Source organism: Chloracidobacterium sp. (genome assembly GCA_016711345.1).
GTDB lineage: Bacteria > Acidobacteriota > Blastocatellia > Pyrinomonadales > Pyrinomonadaceae > OLB17.
Map to the genome: position 1 here is coordinate 24,184 of JADJTD010000001.1, position 20,057 is coordinate 44,240.

The window sequence follows — 20,057 nt, forward strand, 5'->3', positions numbered from 1 at the left end:
CTATGAGGCTCATCATCAACAGAGTATTTTGTGTTTTGAGTTTAGTGGTATCTTTCGGCAGCGTTGCGCTCGGACAGACGGTAACGAGCACGTATGACGAGGACGCTAACCTTTCCAGACTCAGAACATTCGTTTTCAAAGAGCAGAAAAGAGAACGGTTGGATAGATTGGCAACCGACACTTTGACTGAAAAGAAGATCAAAGAGGCTCTCAGCGACGAGTTGGAGGCGGGCGGCTATCGTCCTGCTGCTGAGGGCATATCGCCGGATTTTCTAATCTCCTTTCTCGTTGGGACCAGAGACAAGAACGATGAACGCGGCAGGGATAAGAGCTATGTTCAAGGATCGCTTATCGTTGATTTTTTCGACGCCGAGACGGATGGGCTGGTCTGGCGAGGAATTGCCTCGGGGATAGTTGGCCAGGACGCCGTCGATCTGAAGCTTACGGAAGAAAAAGTGAAACGGGCTGCGAAATTACTGATGGAACTTTTTGCGAAAAATCGGGCCGGGATCTGACGGCTGGATAGGAACAAGGGAAATGGGAGCGGCACAAACTGCCGCTCCCATTTTGTTTTTGGGCGTTTTCTGCAAGCAGGAGCTACGCCGTTTCGGTCATCGACTTCGTCGCCGCTGTATAGAAGCCCCGCACTAAATGATCAATACACCTTAAAAATGCACCTTTCGAGACATGACGCTACACCCATTGAATTCTTATCTTGTACCAGTACTTTGGTTCACCGGTCCTTCGGGTTCGGGCAAGTCAAAGGCAGATCTTAGATAGAAAGAAATCTTATTATGAGGAAACTAATTTATTCAATCGTTCTAGCCGGCATCATTCTCGGCTTAATACAACATACACATGCACAGCAATTGCGAGATCTCTTTGCCAGATCCAATCCTTCGGTAGTTGAGATCAAGACACTCGAAAAGAAAGTTGCGGGAGGTACCCGCACTGGATTGGTCAGCCTGCCCGGCCTCGGCTCCGGAGTTCTTATATCGAATGACGGAAAGATTCTGACGGCGGCTCATGTCGTTCAGACCGCAGACCGGGTTTCAGTTGAATTTCATGATGGAAAGATCGTACCGGCACGGGTCGTAGCGTCCTATCCCGTGGCTGATGTGGCGATGCTCCAACTGGAAACAGAGTGGCCCGCAGTCACGCCGGCCCGATTAGGAGATTCTGACGATACTGGGGTCGGCGACGATGTGTTCGTTATCGGAGCTCCATATGGGCTGAGTCACAGCTTGACCGTCGGCCACATTAGCGGAAAACACAAATCGAAGGAAACGGTCGCTGGCTTATCGAATATCGAGATGTTCCAGACCGATGCGGCCATCAATCAAGGCAATTCCGGCGGGCCAATGTTCAACATGGCCGGCGAAGTTATAGGCATCGTCAGTACCATCCTCTCTCGTTCGGGCGGTTTTGAGGGACTAGGGTTCGCAATAACGTCGAATGTAGCTCGAAAACTGCTGTTCGATAACAAATCGTTCTGGACCGGCATTGACGCTTATCTCCTGGTGGATGAGATGGCAAAGATCTTCAACATTCCACAGGCAGCAGGCCTACTTGTAATGCGGGCAGCTGATAATTCTCCCGCTTCGGATCTCGGACTTCAAGCCGGAACCGTTCGAGTGAACATTGGGGGCGAGGAACTGATTCTCGGCGGCGACATCATCCTGGAGGTCGCAGGCATACCGATAGTCGATGGTTGGAACACCCGTCCCGAATTCCGAGCCGTGTTGAGCAGGCTCAAACCGGGCGAGAAGTACGGAATCAAGGTTTTTAGGGCAGGCAAAACTATTGAACTGTCAGCTCAGGTCCGCCAATAGAGCCAGGAAATATTGGCGGGGAAAAAGATCCCTTTAGGGAGAACGTCATGTGCCGATAGTGGGATGAATTGCCAGACAACAAAGTTCTGACGCCTCGATCTGACGCCTGGTCGTGACAATTAATTGTTAAACATAAACAAAAAAGGAGAACAATCATGAATATAAAAAGAATAGCAAGTTTAATGGGTCTGATCTTGTCGGTTTTCGCTGCTGCGTCTTATTCGCAGTCGGTACAGGCGGATTTCGATAAGTCGTTCAATTTCATGAAATTGAAGACATTCAATTTCGCCATACAACAGCGAAATCCTGAAGATCCGCTGTCGCACGATTCCCTGAACGACGGTCGAATAAAAACCGCGCTCGAATCAAAATTAATGGCTAGCGGCTACAGGACGGCAAATGCCGAGGCACCTGATTTTGCGGTTGCTTACTATGTAACGACCAAGAACAAATTCGACCTTCGAGAATATGGGTATGGTGCTCCGCGTTGGTTCGGCGGCAGAGATATTCGCGTCGACCAGTATACGGAAGGAACGCTCATTGTCGATCTTATTGACGTAACCACAAAGCAACTTGTTTGGCGAGGAAGGGCGTCAGGCACGGTTGAATTGAAGGGTGTCGATAAGAAGATCAATAAGTCAGTCGAAAAGCTGGTCGCACGCTTCCTCAAAGATACGAGGAGAACCGCGTGAACAAAGTCGGCGTTGGATCGTCAGCTTTGACGCGGATCAGAGGTTGAAAGGGCATGCATTTGCCCTGCCCTTTCAACCGACGAAACTCGTTTTGGTTCGATCGCGATCTTTCAATTGTCGGAGTACACGCACTAATTCAAACGTGAACCCGTCGGGTCACGGTTAGGAGGACTTATGAAATTTATTCTGCTACACCTTGTCATTTCTACTGGCATTCTTATTTTTACGACCTTGCCGCTGACGGTTCAGGGTCAATCAAAACCAAATAACAAAACGGAGAATTCCCCGAGCGATAGCGGCTGGCCGCGAAAGTTCGCAGTCGATGGCACGGCGTTTTCGATCTATCAGCCCCAGATCGAAGAGTGGTCCGCCAACCGCTTCACAGCCCGTTCGGCTATCTCCGTCACCGAAGGCCAGGGGAAGCAACTATCGTACGGAGTGCTGTGGTTTAACGCGCGGACAGAGGTCGACAAGGGCAATCGGTTGGTGACGCTCAATGACTTTGAAGTTGCAAAAGTGAGCCTGCCAACGGCTGCGCCCGATAAGCTCATTACTTACCAAAACATCCTGCAGACCCACGCGAGAAAAAAGGATGACGTTATCGCTCTCGATCGACTGCTTGCTGATCTGGCCGTCAACCAAACTAACAATGACGCTCGCGGCCACGAGGTCAAGAATGAAGCGCCGCAGGTTTTCTTCAGCACCAAGCCGGCAATTCTCATCATGATCGACGGAAGCCCTGAACTGCGTCCTGTGGAGGGCACAAAACTTGAACGGGTGATCAACACACGGGTGCTTATCCTACAGGATCCATCAAATCGCAGGTTCTATTTGCGGCTGATGGACGGCTGGTTAGAGGCCGAGAGCCTTACCGGGCCGTGGCGCGTCGCAAACAACACCCCGACCGATCTGACAAAGGCGCTTGAGTTGGCAGTCGCCTCTAAACAAGTTGACTTGCTTGACGGCTCGGCCGGTGGCTCCGATGGGTCAAAGCCCAGTTTGAGTGCCTCTGCCAAGCAGGCCGGAATTCCAGAGATCCGCGTTAACACCGGCCCAGCCGAGCTCCTCCAAACGCAAGGTGAACCTCAAACCGCCTCGATCGACGGAACGCGGCTCGTGTACGTCACCAATACTGAAAACGACATCTTTGTTTACACCGATACGCAGGACCATTACATTCTCATCGCGGGCCGCTGGTTCAGTTCCCAATCGATGAAGGGGCCCTGGGTTTATGTGCCGGGAGAAAAGCTGCCGCGCGATTTCGCTAAGATCCCTCCGACTCATTTAAAAGCAAATGTACTCGCCTCGGTTCCGGGTACACCGCAGGCTAAGGAGGCCTTGATTGCCAACAGCGTTCCGCAGACGGCAACGATCAAATTGTCAGCGGCAACGCTGGCGGTCAAATACGATGGTGCTCCGCGTTTTAAGCGAATCGAGAATACGACTCTGCAGTACGCAGTTAATACTGCCACGCCTGTAATTGCTGTAGATTCGAAGAGCTACTACGCCGTGCAGAATGGTGTCTGGTTTGTTGCTGCCGCACCTACTGGCACGTGGGCCGTAGCTACCACTATTCCAGCGGTGATCTATACAATTCCTACAAGTTCACCTATTCACTACGTCACATATGTCAAGATCTACGGATCGACCCCGGAAGTCGTTTATGTGGGCTATACGCCTGGCTATTACGGCACTGTTGTCTCCTCCACCGGAGTCGTGGTTTATGGCACGGGTTGGTACTATCCGCCTTATATCGGAACGTACTGGTACGGCGCTCCCTACACCTATGGTTGCGGCGCAGCGTTTACGTGGGGTGTCTCTACGGGCTGGGGACTCGCATATGGGTATGGTTATGCCTGGAGCAGCTACTATTATCCTGCTCCGTGGTGGGGCCCGGTCGGTTACGCGGGCGTAGGCTACTATGGAGCTTACGGTTGGGGCGGGGTCGCCGCCGCCAATGTTTACGGGCAGTGGGGCAATGTCGCCTACTCAGGCACACGAGCCGCATGGGCAAATCCTTACACCGGTAACGTCGGTCGCGGAGGCGTCTATACCGGTACCAACACCGTCACCGGCACGAGATACGCGGCACGCGGAGGAACAAACACTAATGTCTATACCGGGACTACCGTCACGGGCGGAGGAGCGGTCGCGTACAACCCAAATACCGGCCGGATCAGCGCTGGTCAGGCGGGTACCGTCAGCAACGCGTATACAGGAAATAGCGCCGCGGGTACTAGAGGCGGTTCATATAATCCGCAAACCGGTGTGGTTAGCGGCGGCGCGGTAGGTGGCGTGCGGAATGGTTCGACCGGGCAGGTTACCGCAGGCGGAAGTGCCTTCGCATATAATACAACCACGAATACCGGAGTCGCAGTCGCGAACAACAACGTCTACGCAGGCAAGGATGGCAATGTCTATCGGTACAATCCGTCGAGCGGCGTTCAGCAGAACACCGGCAGCGGTTGGCAGTCCGTTCAGCGATCGGCCGACAAAAGCTGGGTCCAGAACCAACAGCAAGCCCGCAGCGTGGGTGAGATGCGAACCCGGGATTTCAGTTCGATGAGGGGAAATCTAGGCGGCGGAGGCGGTCTTCGCGGAGGCGGACGAAGGCGCTAACGGAGAATCCTCGGAGTCTAACAAGGTTCGTTTGGAGTTTGACGTTTTTGATCTAACTCCAAACGAACAACTCGCTTCAACTTTTCAAGTTCAGAAGTTTGAAATTTCTCGCACGCTCTGATGCTTGGGTGCGGCTATGAACGTCGAGCTTCTGATAGATGTTGCTGATATGGCGTTTGACAGTTCCGGCTGAGATGAAGAGTCTGTTACCAATTTCCTGATTGGACAAACCTTGCGAAACCAGCTGGATGACCTCCAATTCCCTCTCACTTAGCGGATCATTGAGGTACCACCATGGACGTTTTGAGCCGTCGGGTTCCACCCTTGTTTTCTGAACAGGGACGGCAACACCAAATGCTTCATTTAGCTTGAGTACGTACCGAAGGATTTCGGGCCTTTTCGCCTCCCAGTTTTTGCCGTGTTTTTTGAGAGCAAGTAAAAGAAGTTTGGCAAGTGGCTCGCCTTCATCGACGAAACTGCGGATAAAATTTTCCGGTTCACCAAGTTGCAAAGCTTCTTGAAGAATCTCCAACGCCTCCTCCTCATTCTCGCAGGCCTTTTGGGCAAGCGATTTCAAAATGAGAACTTCGATGACGGTACGCCTGCGAGAGCCCTTACTGGCAGTTTCTTGTAGGCTCGAAAGAAGCGGCAGTGCTTGTTCGGGTTTACCTGTCGCGATCAGCCATCGGGCAAATGTCATGTAAGGCAACTCGCTCTGGTAGGTTATTTGGTCATTTGTACCGAAACTGCACGAGTCCGCCCAACGACGGACTGCCTCAAGATTGCCTTGTCGTAAAAGCAACCCTGCTTTTAGAGCCCTCGCTTGAGAGGCTCCAGGCAAATTGCCGTAAGATTGAAGCCGTTCGGTTTCAAAATCGATCATTTGCAATGCCGCATTTTTTTCGGCGTGAAACCAAACTAAGGGAGCAAGAAGCTGCAAGGTTTCAAAGATCTTGACCCAGTAGACCTTATCGCCCATCTCATGGTGGATAGATAGTGATAAATCCAAATACTCTCTGGATTTCTCCAAGTTGTTCCATTCGTATTCCAATTTGGCGAGAATTGCATAGGCAGAAAGCATTTGTGGGGCAAAATCATGCTTGTCATATTGTAGAATTGCACGAACTGTTTCAGCCGCCTCAGCTAATTTGCCCATTGCAATTTGAGCCATACCGACAAAATCTCTAGACCAAAGTTCAAGAACCAGAGATTCAGCCTCTTTCGCTAAAGGAATTGTATTGAGCAAAGAGGCTTCTACTTCTTCCAATTCACCTGCCCGGTAAAAGCTATACGCTTGCACCTCAACCGCCACAATATATGCGATTGGCTCATTCGGGCTGGCGGCAGCAACAGCTTTCTTGCTGTATTCCTCTAGTTTTGCTTGATCACCAGAACCGAATGCCAACAACGCCCGAAGGCTTGCGGCAAAGGACTTAACGAAGTTTCCTTCGTCATTGGCTGCGGCGGATTCTGCAAAAGCCAGATATTTTGTGGCCAAATCTACGTTACCCTTATATATGTAAGCACTTGCATTCCAAAGACATAAGATTGGACGCTTTGATACCATTTCGTCGGGAACTTGAACCTGCCTTTGTTCCCACAAAGGAAGATTTTTGCGAACCGAATTTTCGATGACGATCGGCTCAAGCAGATTCAAAGCGCGTTCCCAGTCCTTAGCCGCCAGGGCATAGTTGATAGCCTCTTCAACTAAACCGCTTTCTTCACACCATTGACTTGCCGTGATCTGAAGCCGTGCAAATTCTTCGGGCCTTTGTTGTTTTAGTTTGAGACGCAAAAGATCGGCAAAAAGATGGTGATACCGAAACCAATCGTCTTTATCGTCCAGCGGGACCACAAACAGATTTGAATGATACAAGTATTCGAGCGTTTTGTGCCCGCTTTCGTCGTGTGTCAGTGCGTCGCAGAGCGACCCGTTCAAACGCGTAAGGATAGAGGTTCGCAGAAGAAAATTCTGGACTTGTTCTGACTCCAGGTTTAAGACCTCCTCGAGCAGATATTCCAGAATTAGCCGGTTATCGCCCGCAAACTCTCTGATAAATCCCGACTTATTCTCCCTTCCCTTCAAACTCAGTGCAGAAAGATGCAAACCAGTTATCCAACCCTCAGTTCGTTCCTTGAGGGCGCTGATATCCTCGGCCAGCAAATCTAGGTTCATTACGCCATTCAAAAATGTTGCGGCTTCTATTTCACTGAAGCGCAACGATGTCGCTCGTAGTTCTTTCAATTCATTTCGCGCTCGAAGACGAGACAGCGGAAACGGTGGATCGCTTCGAGTTGTGATCAGAGCGTGGGCGTGGGGCGGCAGTCGTTCGATTAAGAAGGTCATTGCCTCGTGAATGCTGTGTTCGTGGATGACGTGGTAATCATCAAAAGCCAGAACAAACTCAGATTCATATTCACTTATCTCGTTAATTAGTGAGGTTATAACGACCTTTAGGGGTGCAATATGGGATGCCTGCAGGAGCGCTGAGCTTCTTTGCCCCAAGCTTTCGTCAACGGTCTGCAAAGCCCCGATCAAATAGTCTGCAAATTGAGTAGGCTCGTTATCGTCTGCATCAAGCGAAAACCATGCAAGTGGACTGGCGGTGTGCTTACGCCACATTGTTACAAGCGATGTTTTGCCAAATCCGGCGGGTGCCGAGATCAGTGTCAGCCTGCCCTTTAATCCTTCACTCAATTGTTCGAGAAGCAGGGGACGCTCGACAAGAGTTTGTCGCGGAGGCGGTAGGTAGAGCTTCGTTGTGAGCCTTTGGCCGATCCCGTCCATCTGTTTGGCCGATTGAGATCTTGTCATAACCTAAGATTCACCCAATGAATAAGCAATAAATTGGGCCTGTCACCAAAACAGCAGTCACGCCATCATCCGAGGAAAAACGGCTAAGAGCCGGACATCCGCTGATACCTCCTTCGCACAGAGACGGACTGTTTAAGTTTCGATTTTTATTGAACCGTAGTTTACTCCTCGGCAGTACGAAATAGCAACCATCGATCCGATCTTCACCGGAAAATACACCTGCAAATGTAACTTTTGGGGCAAGCCTTTACATCTCACCCTCTCGTATCTTTGCAATGTCTCGCGCACAGTGGAGACGGGCGAACTGTCGCCCCAATTTATACGCAATTGTAGGAGAACTATCGAAATGGAATGCATAGCTTGCTTGTTTATTATCGGGATCTTGTATGGCGTTTTGTCATTGCTAATCCGACTTAAAGTTGTCGATCCGGAAACCCTTTGACGCCGCGGGCGGATCACAAATATCTGGCTTTCAATGAGTCAAGATCCGAAACTGTCGCGGTTTTCGTCATGGTTCAAAAGGGATATCCACTTTACACCCTGCGAATGTACTTTTTGGTACATGCCATTACACCCGCTGTATCCATATTCTCGAAACATGGCATCCCGCATACGGAGCCTAAGAGGAGACGAAAATGTTGAGAAGAGTAAGAACATTTATCATCATGGCCGCCGCGATCAGCGTTGTGCCTCTAATGATCAATGCACAAGAACCTGAACGCCTGACACTTGAGCAAGCGATCGGAGCTGCCTTGCGAGATAACACATCGGTGAAGAACGCGGAGATCGAGACCGAAAAGATCGGGCTGGCCAAGGCGGCGTACCAAACTCGCCGGTTACCGGCATTCAAAAGTTCAGTTTTGATATCGCAGCCGCTGACGAGAATGGCATTCACGATCGAGGAAGGTCAGTTCGGCACGTTTCAGAGCACCGGACCAATACCCGCAACGAGGACCGAGATCCAGTCGTCAATGTCTCCCTCGGCACTGGTTCAGGGACAGGTTCAGCAGCCGCTCTCCCAGTTGTTCGGGATCAATCTGAATCTGAAAAAGTTCGATGTGAACAAAGATTTGTCTCGCGAGCAGACGCGCCAGAAGCGACAGGCGATCACGGCCGAGGTTAAGACCGCCTACTTTCAAATACTTCAAACGGAAAGTCTGCTGAAAAACGCGGATGAACTGGTAAAACTCAATCGCGAGATAAACCGCGTTACCGAGCAGTTCGTCATGCAGGGTGTCGCACTCGTTTCAGAGCAAATGGATACAGGAACAAAGCTTGCCCAGGCGGAGTACGATCGCGGCACCCTTCTAAACCGAGCTGCTTCACAAAAGGAGCAACTCAATTATTTAATGGGCCGCGACGTGACGATCGATTTTGTCGTTTCTGCCGCCGACTCAATGCTTACGATCGCCGAAACGGATCTAGCAGTAGCTCGCAAGCGTGCTCTCGATCAACGCCCGGAACTTCGGCAGGCTCGGCTAGGTATCGAGCAATCGAATCTCGACGCTCGGATAAAGAAGGCGGAGCAGATACCCGCGATCAGTTTGACCGCGAGCTACACTTCGCCCTTTAACGTCTCGAGTTTTCTACCGAAGAACATCTTGTCGGTCGGTATCTCGGTCGAATGGGAGGTCTTCGATTGGGGCCGAAAGAAACGTGAGCACGCGGAGAAGAAGCTGGCGATCCTTCAATCCGAAAATTCGCTGAAGGAAGCCGAAAGTATGGTTCTGATGGAGGTCAGTGCGAGTTTCCGCAAGCTCCAGGAGTCGGCCGACCAGCTTCGGCTGATGCAAATGACGCAAAAAACCGCGTCGGCAAATCTCGACGTTGCCCTTAACCGCTATCAGCAACAGGCCATCCTTTATAAGGAAGTCCTGCGGGCCGAAGCGTCGCTGACCGATGCAAACACGAAGTACCAAAACGCATTGCTCTCATTCTGGACCGCAAAGGCGGAGTTTGAAAAAGCACTAGGAGAAGAAAAATGAAAAGCATTTACTTATTGATCGTTACGGCAGCACTCGTGTCGATCGGCTGCCAGAAGGTTGAGACCAAAGAACAACAGGTCGCGAAACCGGTGAAGGTCAAAGCGGTTGAATCTCACACCGCAAAGAGTGGCAGCCGCTACTCGGCTACGATCCGGCCGCAATCGCAGATCGACGTTGGATTCAAGGTCGGCGGCTATGTTGAATCGATCGCACGGGCCGCCGACATGACCGGTATGCGTCACACGCTGCAGGCCGGCGACACAGTTAATCGTGGTCAGGTCTTGGCCCAACTTCGTCGCAATGATTACGAAACAAAGTTGGCCCAGGCCGTTTCGCAGAAACGCGAAATGCAGAAAGGCCTGGTCTCCAGCTCGGCTCAGACAACTGAAGCTGAAACCTCTGTTTCGATAAACCGGTCGCAGGTCGCCGAGGCCGAAACCGCGCTCAATCAGGCAAAGATAGATCTCGCACGTGCAAAGGCTCTGTACGAAACTCAGAGCATGACGAAGAAAGATTTAGAAATGGCACAGACCAACATGGACACTGCTCAAGCCCGAGTTGAATCGGCGAAGGCTTCAATGCGAACGGCACAGTCAAAGATCCGGACGCTTCAAACGCAAAATGAGCTGAACGAAGCCCGGATCCGCACTGCCGATACGGTCGTCGATCAGATGGCGATCCCACTTGGCGACGCAACGCTGCGATCGCCGCTCACCGGTGTGGTACTCGAACGAAAGGTTGAGGAAGGCGAACTGGTCTCGCCAAACGCCCCGGCGTTCGTTATCGCGGACATGACTTCGGTGAAGGCGGTCTTCGGCGTGCCGGATGTAGAGCTCCAAAAACTGAAGAGCGGTCGCTTATTGACCCTGACTAGCGATGCAATTCCCGATAGGGAATTCTCAGGCCGCGTTTCGCGGATCGCTCCGTCAGCGGACCCAAATAGCCGGGTTTTCGAAATAGAAGTAACGATCCCGAATCCCGATGACCTGCTCAAAGCCGGAATGATCGCCTCGCTTGAGATCGTCTCTGAGTCAGTCGGTGAAACCAGCAGCGTCGTCCCGCTAACCGCAGTGGTTCGATCAAAGAACGATCCGAGCGGTTACGCAGTTTTCGTCGTTCAAGAGATAGATGGCATCGCGACGGCTCGGGCGCGAGAAATTAAGCTCGGCGAGGCGTTTGGAAATACGGTCGCTGTGCTAAATGGAGTTGGCGACGGCGAGAAGGTGGTAACGAGTGGTTCCACGTACCTGGCCGACGGCGAGAAGGTCGAGATAGTTCCATGACGCGTCATGGAGGGAACAGAACGTAATCAGAATTACTTTGGAGGAAGAAATGGACAAATTGAATCTACTACACAAATTTCTACTAATAACGCTTGCTGCGTTGTTTGTTGTCAACCAATCGGTGCTCTCGCGGATCCAGCAAGATCTACACGATGCACTGCCTGAACTAAGGATCAAGAATGAGGTCCTCAAACAGGGGACCGGCGAGCCCGCTCGTGTGACGGTCACAATGCGCGACGGAAGGGTGATCAATGGTCACATCGATCGGATCACCGAATACGGTTTTGTTCTCGTGGAGCGGACGACCGAAAAAGAGATTGACCTCACGTACCGGATCGTCAAAGAGGTCGAGGAAGTTGACTCAGGCGATGGCCTGATCGCGAGCGGGTTGACCGTCGCCGCTCGCGTAGCCGAGGGTTTTGCTCGGGGTGTCCGTTGATGTTCGATCCACTTTGTAAATCAGCAATTGAGGAAATACTAGATCTGCATAAGGGATATCGGAGGGGTGATCATGTCACACGTAAATAAGGAACTTGAGACCATTGAGAAAACGCGAAACCTATCACGGTTCTGCATTGAGAATCGGCAGATCGCGTGGGTTCTGCTGATCGCAACCTGTCTTTGGGGAGTCTTCGGCTACTTCAGCATGCCGCAACGAAAGGATCCCGAGATACAGGTAAATGTTGCGGTTACTCTGATCCCATGGTCGGGTGCGAGTGCCGAGAAAGTTGAGCAGTTGGTAACGAAAAAGATCGAGGCAAAGATCGCGGAGAACAAGCGTGTGACGAAGATCGAATCTATCTCACGAACAGGGATCTCAGTCGTCTACATCGAACTCGACGATAAGGTTACAGACACAGGAAAGGAATTCGACGACATCAAGCTAAAGCTCGACACGATCACCGATCTGCCGAAAGAAGCCGGGCCGATAAATTTCGTTAAGGATTTCGGCGATACCACCGCACTGATGCTAACGGTCGCGAGCCCAAAGGTTAGCGGGATAGAAATTGCGCAGCGAGCGACGCAGATACGATCGGCGATCGACAAAGAAAGGGCGGCAAGCTCAGGCGGTGATCGATTTACCCTCGTGCTGAACTTTCCGCAGTCAGTGAACATGAATGCGATACGACGTTCAATGGACGCCTTCGTAGACTACGCAGCTCAGAAAAACACAATGGCTGATCTGCGGGTCATTGAGGGCTCCGGATTCGCCGCGATCGATGGATCGAGCGGTGGCTCGGATGAGCAGATACTTCGGCTTGTTGAACAGTTCGTGTCTGAAAAACTCCAGGCGGCGGAATTCCATCCCGATTCATGGCAGCCTTTCATAGTCCGCGATACGGGTGAAGTAAACACAAAACTCACCCAGGTCGCGGGTGATAAATATAGCTATCGAGAGATGGACGAATTCACGGAGCTGATCGAAAAGACGTTCAAGGCAAATGAGATCGTCTCGAAGGTCAAGCGTGCGGGTCTGCTAAATGAGGCAGTCTACCTCCACTATTCCCAGGAGCGCATGGCCGCCTATGGCGTGCAGCCGTCAGCACTCGGTAAGGCCCTTCAGTCAAGAAATATTCAATCCTCTGGAGGTTCGCTAAGTGTCGAGGGCAAGAGTGTCACGATAGACCCGTCAGGCGAATTCAAGAATGAGAACGAGATCGGCGAAGTGCTTGTTCCGGCTGCCTCCGGGCATTCGGTTTATCTTCGTGACCTGGTTGAGATCGGACGCACGTACGAGAGTCCTGCCCGTTACCTCAACTACTTCAACTGGCGTGACGCTGATGGTAACTGGCAGCGAAGCCGGGCCATCACCCTATCTGTCGATATGCGTACGGGCGAAAAGATCGGCCACTTCGGCGAAGAGATCGACGCAACTCTCGAAACCCTGAAGAAACAGCTTCCTGAAGACCTGATCTTCGCCCGAACTTCGGACCAGCCACTACAGGTCAAGGAAAATGTCGCTCTTTTCATGTCCAGCCTCTGGGAAGCGATCATCCTCGTTGTGATCGTCGCGCTCATCGGGTTTTGGGAGTGGCGTTCGGCTGTATTAATGGCGTTGTCGATACCCCTGACCCTCGCCATGACGTTCGGAATGATGTACGTGCTTGGGATCGATCTGCAGCAGGTGTCTATTGCCTCGCTTATCATTGCACTCGGACTGCTAGTTGACGATCCGGTTGTCGCGGGTGACGCGATCAAGCGCGATCTTGCTGCGGGCCTACCGGCACGAATCGCGGCGTGGTTTGGACCGACTAAGCTCGCAACAGCGATCCTATACGCCACGATCACCAACATCGTCGCGTACTTGCCGTTCCTGCTGATGCCGGGAACGACGGGGGATTTTGTCTACAGTTTGCCGATCGTGCTTACCTGTTCGCTCGTCGCCTCGCGCCTCGTATCGATGACGTTTATCCCGCTATTGAGCTACTACCTGCTCCGCCTTAAGTCGGAGAAACCGATCGAAGAGCGGAAAAAAAAGGGCTTCGCAGCTTTCTATTACCGATTTGGAACATGGGCTATCGAACATCGATGGCGTACGCTCGTCGCCGCGCTTGTATTCCTTGTCTTCGGCGTGGTATTCGCGGGCCAGCTTAGAACGAACTTCTTCCCGAAAGACAATGCGTACCTTTCGTACGTTGACGTTTGGCTGCCGCAGGACGCTCCGCTCTCCGCCACGAACGAGATCGCGGCCGAAGCGGAAGTGATAATCCGCGAGATCATCACTGAATACGCCGAGCACCACTCCGAAGACGGCCAGCCGCGTGACGTTCTTCAATCCCTTACGACATTCGCTGGCGGCGGTGGGCCACGTTTTTGGTCGTCTGTGTCACCGGAACTACAGCAGCTCAACTATGCGCAGATCATTATCCAGGTTAAGGACAAACACGACACCGAGCATCTAATGGAGCCTCTGCAGACCGCTCTATCGTCGCGAATTCCTGGTGCGAGGATCGATGTTCGCCAGCTTGAGACTGGAAAAGCGGTCGGCATTCCCGTCTCGATCCGTTTGACCGGTGAGGACATCTCGACTCTGCGGGATCTTGCCGAAAGAACAAAAGGCATCCTCGAACGGACAGGAGAAACTGAGCGAATTCGCGATGACTGGGGCGAAGAAAGCTTTAACCTGCGTCTACAGACCGATGCCGATCGAGCTTCGATCACCGGCGTTACAAATGAAGACGTTGCTACTTCGTCATCGAGCGCTACGCGTGGACAACTTCTGACCAAGCTTCGTGATGGTGACAAAGAGATCCCGATCGTCGCTCGGCTCAGGATGGAGGAGCGTGCCGGACTCGACGATCTGAACAACCTTTACGTCTACTCATCACAAAACTCGCGAAAGGTACCGCTGCGTCAGGTCTCGACGGCTGAGTACGCAATGCAGAACGAGAAGCTTCGCTCACGGAATCAGTTCCGGACGATCACTGTTTCGGCGATGCCCGCTTTTGGCACCATGCCCTCCGAAGTGATGACTGCTGCACGGGCCGAACTCGACGAATTACAAAAAGGCCTTCCGGCCGGATACAAAATGGAGATCGGTGGTGAGGAAGAGCAGCAGGCCGAGGATTTTCCGAAGCTTGTGATGGTGCTTGGCGTCTCGATCGTACTGATCTTTCTTGCTCTTGTGTTTCAGTTCAAAAACGCGGTTAAGCCGCTGATCGTTTTTGCCGCGGTACCGTTCGGTATGATCGGAGCACTGGCGGCCCTCTGGATCATGGATATGCCGTTCGGGTTTATGGCATTTCTCGGAATGATAAGTCTGGTCGGCGTAATTGTGAGCCACATTATCGTTCTCTTTGACTTTATCGAAGAAAAACATGAGGAAGGTGAGCCGCTTATAGAAGCTCTACTCGACGCGGGTATCATGCGGCTGCGGCCGGTGATGATAACGGTCGGAGCCACGGTCATCGCGCTGTTCCCGCTTGCGGCTCACGGCGGCCCGCTTTGGGAGCCGCTTTGCTACGCCCAGATCGGCGGGCTTCTTGCGGCAACGGTTATTACACTCGTTCTCGTACCGGTGCTCTACTCGGTATTCGTACTCGATCTGAAAATCGTGAAGTGGAACGAAATGGAAGAAGATCTTGACGAAACAGAAGCTGTTTCGATGGAAGGAGGAATCGCCGAACCGGCGTAAAAAAATTATGCGACAGTCACGATTTAAAACTGAAACGGCACACGCCGGACTCAAAACCTGGGTGCGGGAAATGTCTGAAAACCTAACCTTGCGTTATGAAGAACTGGATGTGGAGACGCGTCTCGGAACCACACGACTACTCGCCGCCCGGCACGAGCAGCAGGATCTGGAACCGATCCTTTTCATTCCGGGTGCCCGGACGTGCGGCATCTTCTGGGATTTTCGGGATCATCTGCACTCTCTGGGTGACCGGCATCGCATCTACTTACTGGATGTTGTCGGACAACCGTCGCTTAGCTCCTTAACTTGTCCGGTCCTCAAATCGAACGCGTATGGAATTTGGCTTGACGAGGTATGCGAGGCAATCGGCTTCCGCCGAGGAGTCGTTGTCGGGGCGTCGTTCGGTGGTCTCCTGATCTTCAAGCTCGCGGCCGTTGCCCCGGAAAGGATCAGTAAAGCGATCCTTTGTAATCCGGTCGGCTTGTCCAACATCAGTATGAAGCCGTCTTCTCTCTACCACACGCTTCTTCCGGTGTTTCGGCCGACTCGGCAGAACGTCGAGAGTTTCCTTTCCAAAATGGTCTTTACGTCTAGCGATAAACCGAATGGAAAACTCTGGAGCAAACTGGTCGATTATGTTGAATTTTCGGTTCGCGATTTCGAATTCAACGGTGACTACCCCACGCGGCTTTCCGATAAAGAGGTTATTGCCCTCACCGCCGCGACGCACCTGATCGTTGGCAGCGACGACGCATTGATCCCGCAGAAGCGAACGATCAACAGGGCAAAGGAACTGCTCTCTGACCTGGCATCTATCACAGTGCTGCCTGATGTTGGACACGGCATCGAGCTGTCACCTCTGGTCGTTGGAACGATTGGAAACGTCCTAAACGGAACCCGAGGTGCCGGACATGAATAAATATTTTGGGTTGATATCTCTCATTTTGTTGGTGTTGATCATCATCCGTTCTACAGCAGCACAGTCGCTCGGTTCAGAAGGTGATCTGACCATGCTGACGGACATTGCCAGCAGATCAAAAGCACAATTTGAAAAAGGAGTGGCCGATATCAACGCCGGTCGGAGGACCGACGCAAAGATCGCTTTCGATGAATCGATCGAGGTGTTCCTCACCGCAAAGGTCGACATCCGGGCTGTTCCGAGGCTGAGTCAGTGCTATGAGTCTCTTGTTGAGACGATCTACCGAATTGAGTTCCCGGCGCCCGGAAAGCGGGTGGAGGTAAGTGATCTTGAGGACGCATGTGGCTGGCAAAGCGTTGGATCAGCGACAATAACTGACCGTTCGGAAGGATCCATATCGCAAGGGTTTTCCAGTCAACCCTTTGAGCCTTCGCCGCTGGACGAATTGTCGAGGCTGTCACTGACGGCCGAAGAGACCGCGTCGGCCTTTACGCCTGAGGGCCGCGTCGAATACGTCCAGCTTGAACGAACGGCAGCGACGAGATCGCTCGGATTTACATTCCAGATGCACCCAATGGTTCAGCAGTATTTGAACTACTATCAAGGCCGTGGCCATGCGACGATGCGTACGGGCCTGCAACGTTCCGGGATGTTCATGTTGATGGCAAGAAAGATATTCCGAGAGGAGGGCATCCCCGAGAATGTCGCGTGGCTCGGTCAGGTGGAGAGTATGTGGAAGCCAACCGCGGTGTCAACGGCAGCCGCCTCGGGCCTGTGGCAGTTCATTCCGAGTACCGGTGAGCGGTTCGGCCTTCGCCGGACCGCGTACGTTGACGAACGAAACAGCTTCGAAAGAGCAACTCGCGCCTCCGCCAGATACCTCAAATTCCTTGCTAACCGCTATCGAGGCAACTGGGAATTGGCGCTCGCAGCATACAACTCGGGCGAGGGAAATGTCGATCGAGCGATCAGACGCGCCGGCGTCAACAGCTTCTGGGCCGCTTACCCGTACCTGCCCCAGGAAACACGAAACTACGTCCCTAACATCCTGGCAACAATACTGATCGCGAATGCCCCGCAACGCTACGGCTTCGGCGGCGTGCTGCCCGCCCCCCGGCTCGAATACGCTCTAATGTCGGCTCGTCCGCTGACGAATCTCGCCTTCATCGCAAAGTCAGTTGGAACGACCGTCCAATATCTCCGCTACCTCAATCCGGAACTTAGATCCAACATTACCCCGCCCGAGGTATACCAGATCCGCGTTCCTATCCGGTCTAGCAAGTAGCGGCCGTTGACGGTAACGGATTCCCGTTTCTATGCCGTGGGTCGAGACTCAGACCGCGATCAGGGCCACGAGAAACAACGCGAACACCGTCCAGGTCGCCGCCGCCTGGATCCAATTGATCGCAAAGTAGCGCCGCCGTCCTGTGCCCCAGTTCGTCGGCATAGCTTCGGGATCCCAGGTCAACATCACGTCGTAGAGCGGTTCCTTCCACACATTTGAGACGACGTACACGCCGACGATCACTATGGTTAGGCCGATCGCGGTGAGAACAAATGAAATTGAACTCGGATCGTCCCGAAGGCTGATGAGCGCGACGATCGGTGCGACGGCCATCCCGATCGCGCAGACGTAGTTGAACCAGGCTTTCCTCGCAACCGGAAGGAACGCCCTCAGGAACCGCTCAAATTCCGCTCCGTTCATGGCCGCGAGCATTGGGTGCATCACCAGGGTCAGCATCCCGAGAAGGCCAGACCACATCCCCGCGCATACGACGCTCGCGGTAAGCGCTATTTGATCGATCGTCATAGATATACCTCCTTAGTCTGTGAGCCACGAGCCATGGAACTCGGACTCGTGACGCCGTAAACAACGAGAGCTGTCACACTGTAAACAATGGCCTTTAGCCAGTACCCTCTGGACGGCTCTACACCGCCTAGTGAAAAAAGATTGAGTGCGGCGTGAAAGATGACGGCTACGATCAGACTGCCATTGGTCCTTAAATGAAAACATGTAAACAGCATCGAGAAAGCTATCGTCATCAACGCGAATGCTGAGAATGGCAATCCATAATGAGGGAAACTCGGCATCAAGAAATTCGGGAGGTGCCAGACTGCCCAGATAATACCGACGATCAGGCTGCTAGTGACCGGCGAGTATCGCTGAAGAAGAAACGGCAGAAGAAATCCCCGCCAGCCAACCTCTTCACCTATAATGAGTCCTGCAACTACAAAACTCAGTAGAGAAAGTTGGTTCAGCTTAAAGTCAATAGCTCCCCACCACCAAGTGTGTAAGAGCCACACTGGGATAAGTAATGCGAACGGTAATAGGATAGCCAAAATGCACCGGGCTAAAAGGGCAGGTGACAGTCGAAAACTATTCTTAAGTTCCACCGCTACCGACGTCTGTCGCTTAACAATGATCGCTGCAACAGCCGGCCCAATGAGTGCGAGCAGAGGAAAAAGAATACTTTGATCAATAAGGGCCGCAAAGATCCACGTCCATCCATAGGCAATAAATACGAAACTAATTAACGGGTTGCGTGTTATGACTGTTCTCATAAGCAATGAAATGTGAACTTACCAATGGCTTTATCCGAGGCGAGTCTTAAGAGGGGCCACTCATTGTTCATGGCCAGAAAAGCATTTCATTTCCGTAAAAACCAACCAACAGGGCGGCGCAAGGAAACGGGCCTTGCATATTGATCCAAATATCCTGTCCGCAAAATGAACTGAACGGTTTCATTTATCTTGATCGAATCATTCAAAACCTGTTGGGTTGATTGCTCCTCCAATATTTGAGTCATTGGATGGATGGCAATATTACGTTCCCGGATCGTTAGGAGAAGCCTTTGCAAGCGACGGCCGGACTCAAGCAGGGTCGCAACGGAACTATCCTTGCTTGTAAGTAAGATCCAACCAGCCGACTGAGAAACTTGCGATCTGACCTTATCGATCCCTTGGTCTCTGAAATCATTGCTCATCGCACTATCTTTGCTGTAGAAATTTCTCACCAAGAAACCAGGGATGCCGTTGATCTCCATACTCGCGGTTGTCAGCCCATCGCGATATTTCTCGGCGGCCTGATTCGAGAACCGGATCCAATCGGCCAGTTCTGCCTGCGCCGGGTCACGATACGCCTGTATGCGGTTTGCCTCAATGGTTTGTTCGTTAACATACTGACTTTCTTTTCCATCGGCGGGCAAATAATGAAACCCGTCCGACTCTGAACCAACAATGTGATCGAGGTCCTCCTTACTGATCAACTCACGACGATAGTTTGAACGGACAGTTCGCCGAGTCTTGATTTTTTCTATATCAAAATTACTCTTGCCGCCCGTCTTGCTAAGTTTTACTTCCATCAGATGTTCGTCTTGGTTGGTCGTTGCAAGTAGAGTCCAAGTACAGGTGTATCCGAAGGATCCCGCAGCGTACTCCAGATTCTGAAGGAAAGCGCCGATCGATAGGATCGTCTCTCGCTGCGTTGGGTCAACCGCCGGCAGCCACCTGGTTTTGTCGTTAGCGATGATCCAGTGATATGGCTCGATGTACTGAACGAACCAAGGTTGTGTATTGTGGCCACTAGGCGCGAGCGAGGCGAGATAAAGGATCTCTTTCTCGTCATCCGACATCATTCCAACATTTTCATCCGCGGCTTTGATGTCATCCCGGTCAAGACTATGTCTGTCGCTGAATGAGTATGCCGCCGCCCCAACTGCCAGAACTGACGCTCCGGCAAACCCGATAAAACTCCTTCTGTTCATAATTCGTGACCTC

General features: G+C 52.2%; 14 protein-coding genes. 10 read left to right on the forward strand and 4 right to left on the reverse strand.

Translation table 11 applies throughout. The features are described 5' to 3' along the window. Positions 1 to 2: 2 nt before the first annotated feature. From IPL32_00155 to IPL32_00170, 4 genes are all read left to right on the forward strand, one after another. Entirely contained in the window at positions 3 to 515 is a 513-nt protein-coding gene (locus IPL32_00155) for a DUF4136 domain-containing protein (GenBank protein MBK8464216.1), read from the forward strand. Positions 516 to 794: 279 nt separating this feature from the next. Further along, positions 795 to 1,832, forward strand: coding sequence for a trypsin-like peptidase domain-containing protein (locus IPL32_00160; GenBank protein ID MBK8464217.1), 1,038 nt, complete (start codon positions 795 to 797; stop codon positions 1,830 to 1,832). A 155-nt stretch (positions 1,833 to 1,987) separates the two neighbouring features. Then, positions 1,988 to 2,524, forward strand: a complete 537-nt coding sequence (locus IPL32_00165; protein ID MBK8464218.1) for a DUF4136 domain-containing protein — start codon at positions 1,988 to 1,990, stop codon at positions 2,522 to 2,524. Between the two features lie 174 nt (positions 2,525 to 2,698). After that, positions 2,699 to 5,143: a carbohydrate-binding family V/XII gene (locus IPL32_00170; protein MBK8464219.1), complete on the forward strand. Its 2,445-nt coding sequence runs from the start codon at positions 2,699 to 2,701 to the stop codon at positions 5,141 to 5,143. 76 nt (positions 5,144 to 5,219) lie between these two features. Here IPL32_00170 and IPL32_00175 read toward each other — a convergent pair whose 3' ends face one another. Then, positions 5,220 to 7,682 carry a hypothetical protein gene (locus IPL32_00175; protein ID MBK8464220.1) on the reverse strand — a complete coding sequence of 821 codons (2,463 nt, stop codon included), beginning with the start codon at positions 7,680 to 7,682 and terminating at the stop codon, positions 5,220 to 5,222. Positions 7,683 to 8,593: 911 nt separating this feature from the next. Here IPL32_00175 and IPL32_00180 point away from each other — a divergent pair. The 6 genes from IPL32_00180 to IPL32_00205 all read left to right on the forward strand — a co-directional run bounded on the left by IPL32_00180 (position 8,594) and on the right by IPL32_00205 (position 17,565). Beyond that, positions 8,594 to 9,943: a TolC family protein gene (locus tag IPL32_00180; protein MBK8464221.1), complete on the forward strand. Its 1,350-nt coding sequence runs from the start codon at positions 8,594 to 8,596 to the stop codon at positions 9,941 to 9,943. Beyond that, the gene (locus IPL32_00185; protein ID MBK8464222.1) at positions 9,940 to 11,226 is read left to right on the forward strand and encodes an efflux RND transporter periplasmic adaptor subunit; all 1,287 of its coding nucleotides are present in this window, start codon (positions 9,940 to 9,942) and stop codon (positions 11,224 to 11,226) included. Before IPL32_00180 ends, IPL32_00185 begins: the two co-directional genes overlap by 4 nt. Positions 11,227 to 11,275: 49 nt before the next feature. Next, positions 11,276 to 11,665 (forward strand): hypothetical protein, encoded by a 390-nt coding sequence (locus tag IPL32_00190; GenBank protein ID MBK8464223.1) that lies wholly within the window; start codon positions 11,276 to 11,278, stop codon positions 11,663 to 11,665. Positions 11,666 to 11,737: 72 nt separating this feature from the next. Then, complete coding sequence (locus tag IPL32_00195) at positions 11,738 to 15,361, forward strand: efflux RND transporter permease subunit (protein MBK8464224.1); 3,624 nt, start codon at positions 11,738 to 11,740, stop codon at positions 15,359 to 15,361. A gap of 7 nt (positions 15,362 to 15,368) precedes the next feature. Continuing rightward, positions 15,369 to 16,280: an alpha/beta hydrolase gene (locus IPL32_00200; GenBank protein MBK8464225.1), complete on the forward strand. Its 912-nt coding sequence runs from the start codon at positions 15,369 to 15,371 to the stop codon at positions 16,278 to 16,280. Beyond that, positions 16,273 to 17,565, forward strand: a complete 1,293-nt coding sequence (locus tag IPL32_00205) for a lytic transglycosylase domain-containing protein (protein MBK8464226.1) — start codon at positions 16,273 to 16,275, stop codon at positions 17,563 to 17,565. The genes IPL32_00200 and IPL32_00205 overlap by 8 nt, the downstream gene beginning before the upstream one ends. A gap of 48 nt (positions 17,566 to 17,613) precedes the next feature. Here the strand turns inward: IPL32_00205 and IPL32_00210 are convergent, their stop codons facing one another. The 3 genes from IPL32_00210 to IPL32_00220 form a co-directional block, all read right to left on the reverse strand. After that, the gene (locus IPL32_00210; protein MBK8464227.1) at positions 17,614 to 18,006 is read right to left on the reverse strand and encodes a hypothetical protein; all 393 of its coding nucleotides are present in this window, start codon (positions 18,004 to 18,006) and stop codon (positions 17,614 to 17,616) included. Between the two features lie 80 nt (positions 18,007 to 18,086). Continuing rightward, positions 18,087 to 18,842 carry a CPBP family intramembrane metalloprotease gene (locus IPL32_00215; GenBank protein ID MBK8464228.1) on the reverse strand — a complete coding sequence of 252 codons (756 nt, stop codon included), beginning with the start codon at positions 18,840 to 18,842 and terminating at the stop codon, positions 18,087 to 18,089. An 86-nt stretch (positions 18,843 to 18,928) separates the two neighbouring features. Then, positions 18,929 to 20,044: a nitroreductase gene (locus IPL32_00220; protein MBK8464229.1), complete on the reverse strand. Its 1,116-nt coding sequence runs from the start codon at positions 20,042 to 20,044 to the stop codon at positions 18,929 to 18,931. Positions 20,045 to 20,057 lie beyond the last annotated feature (13 nt).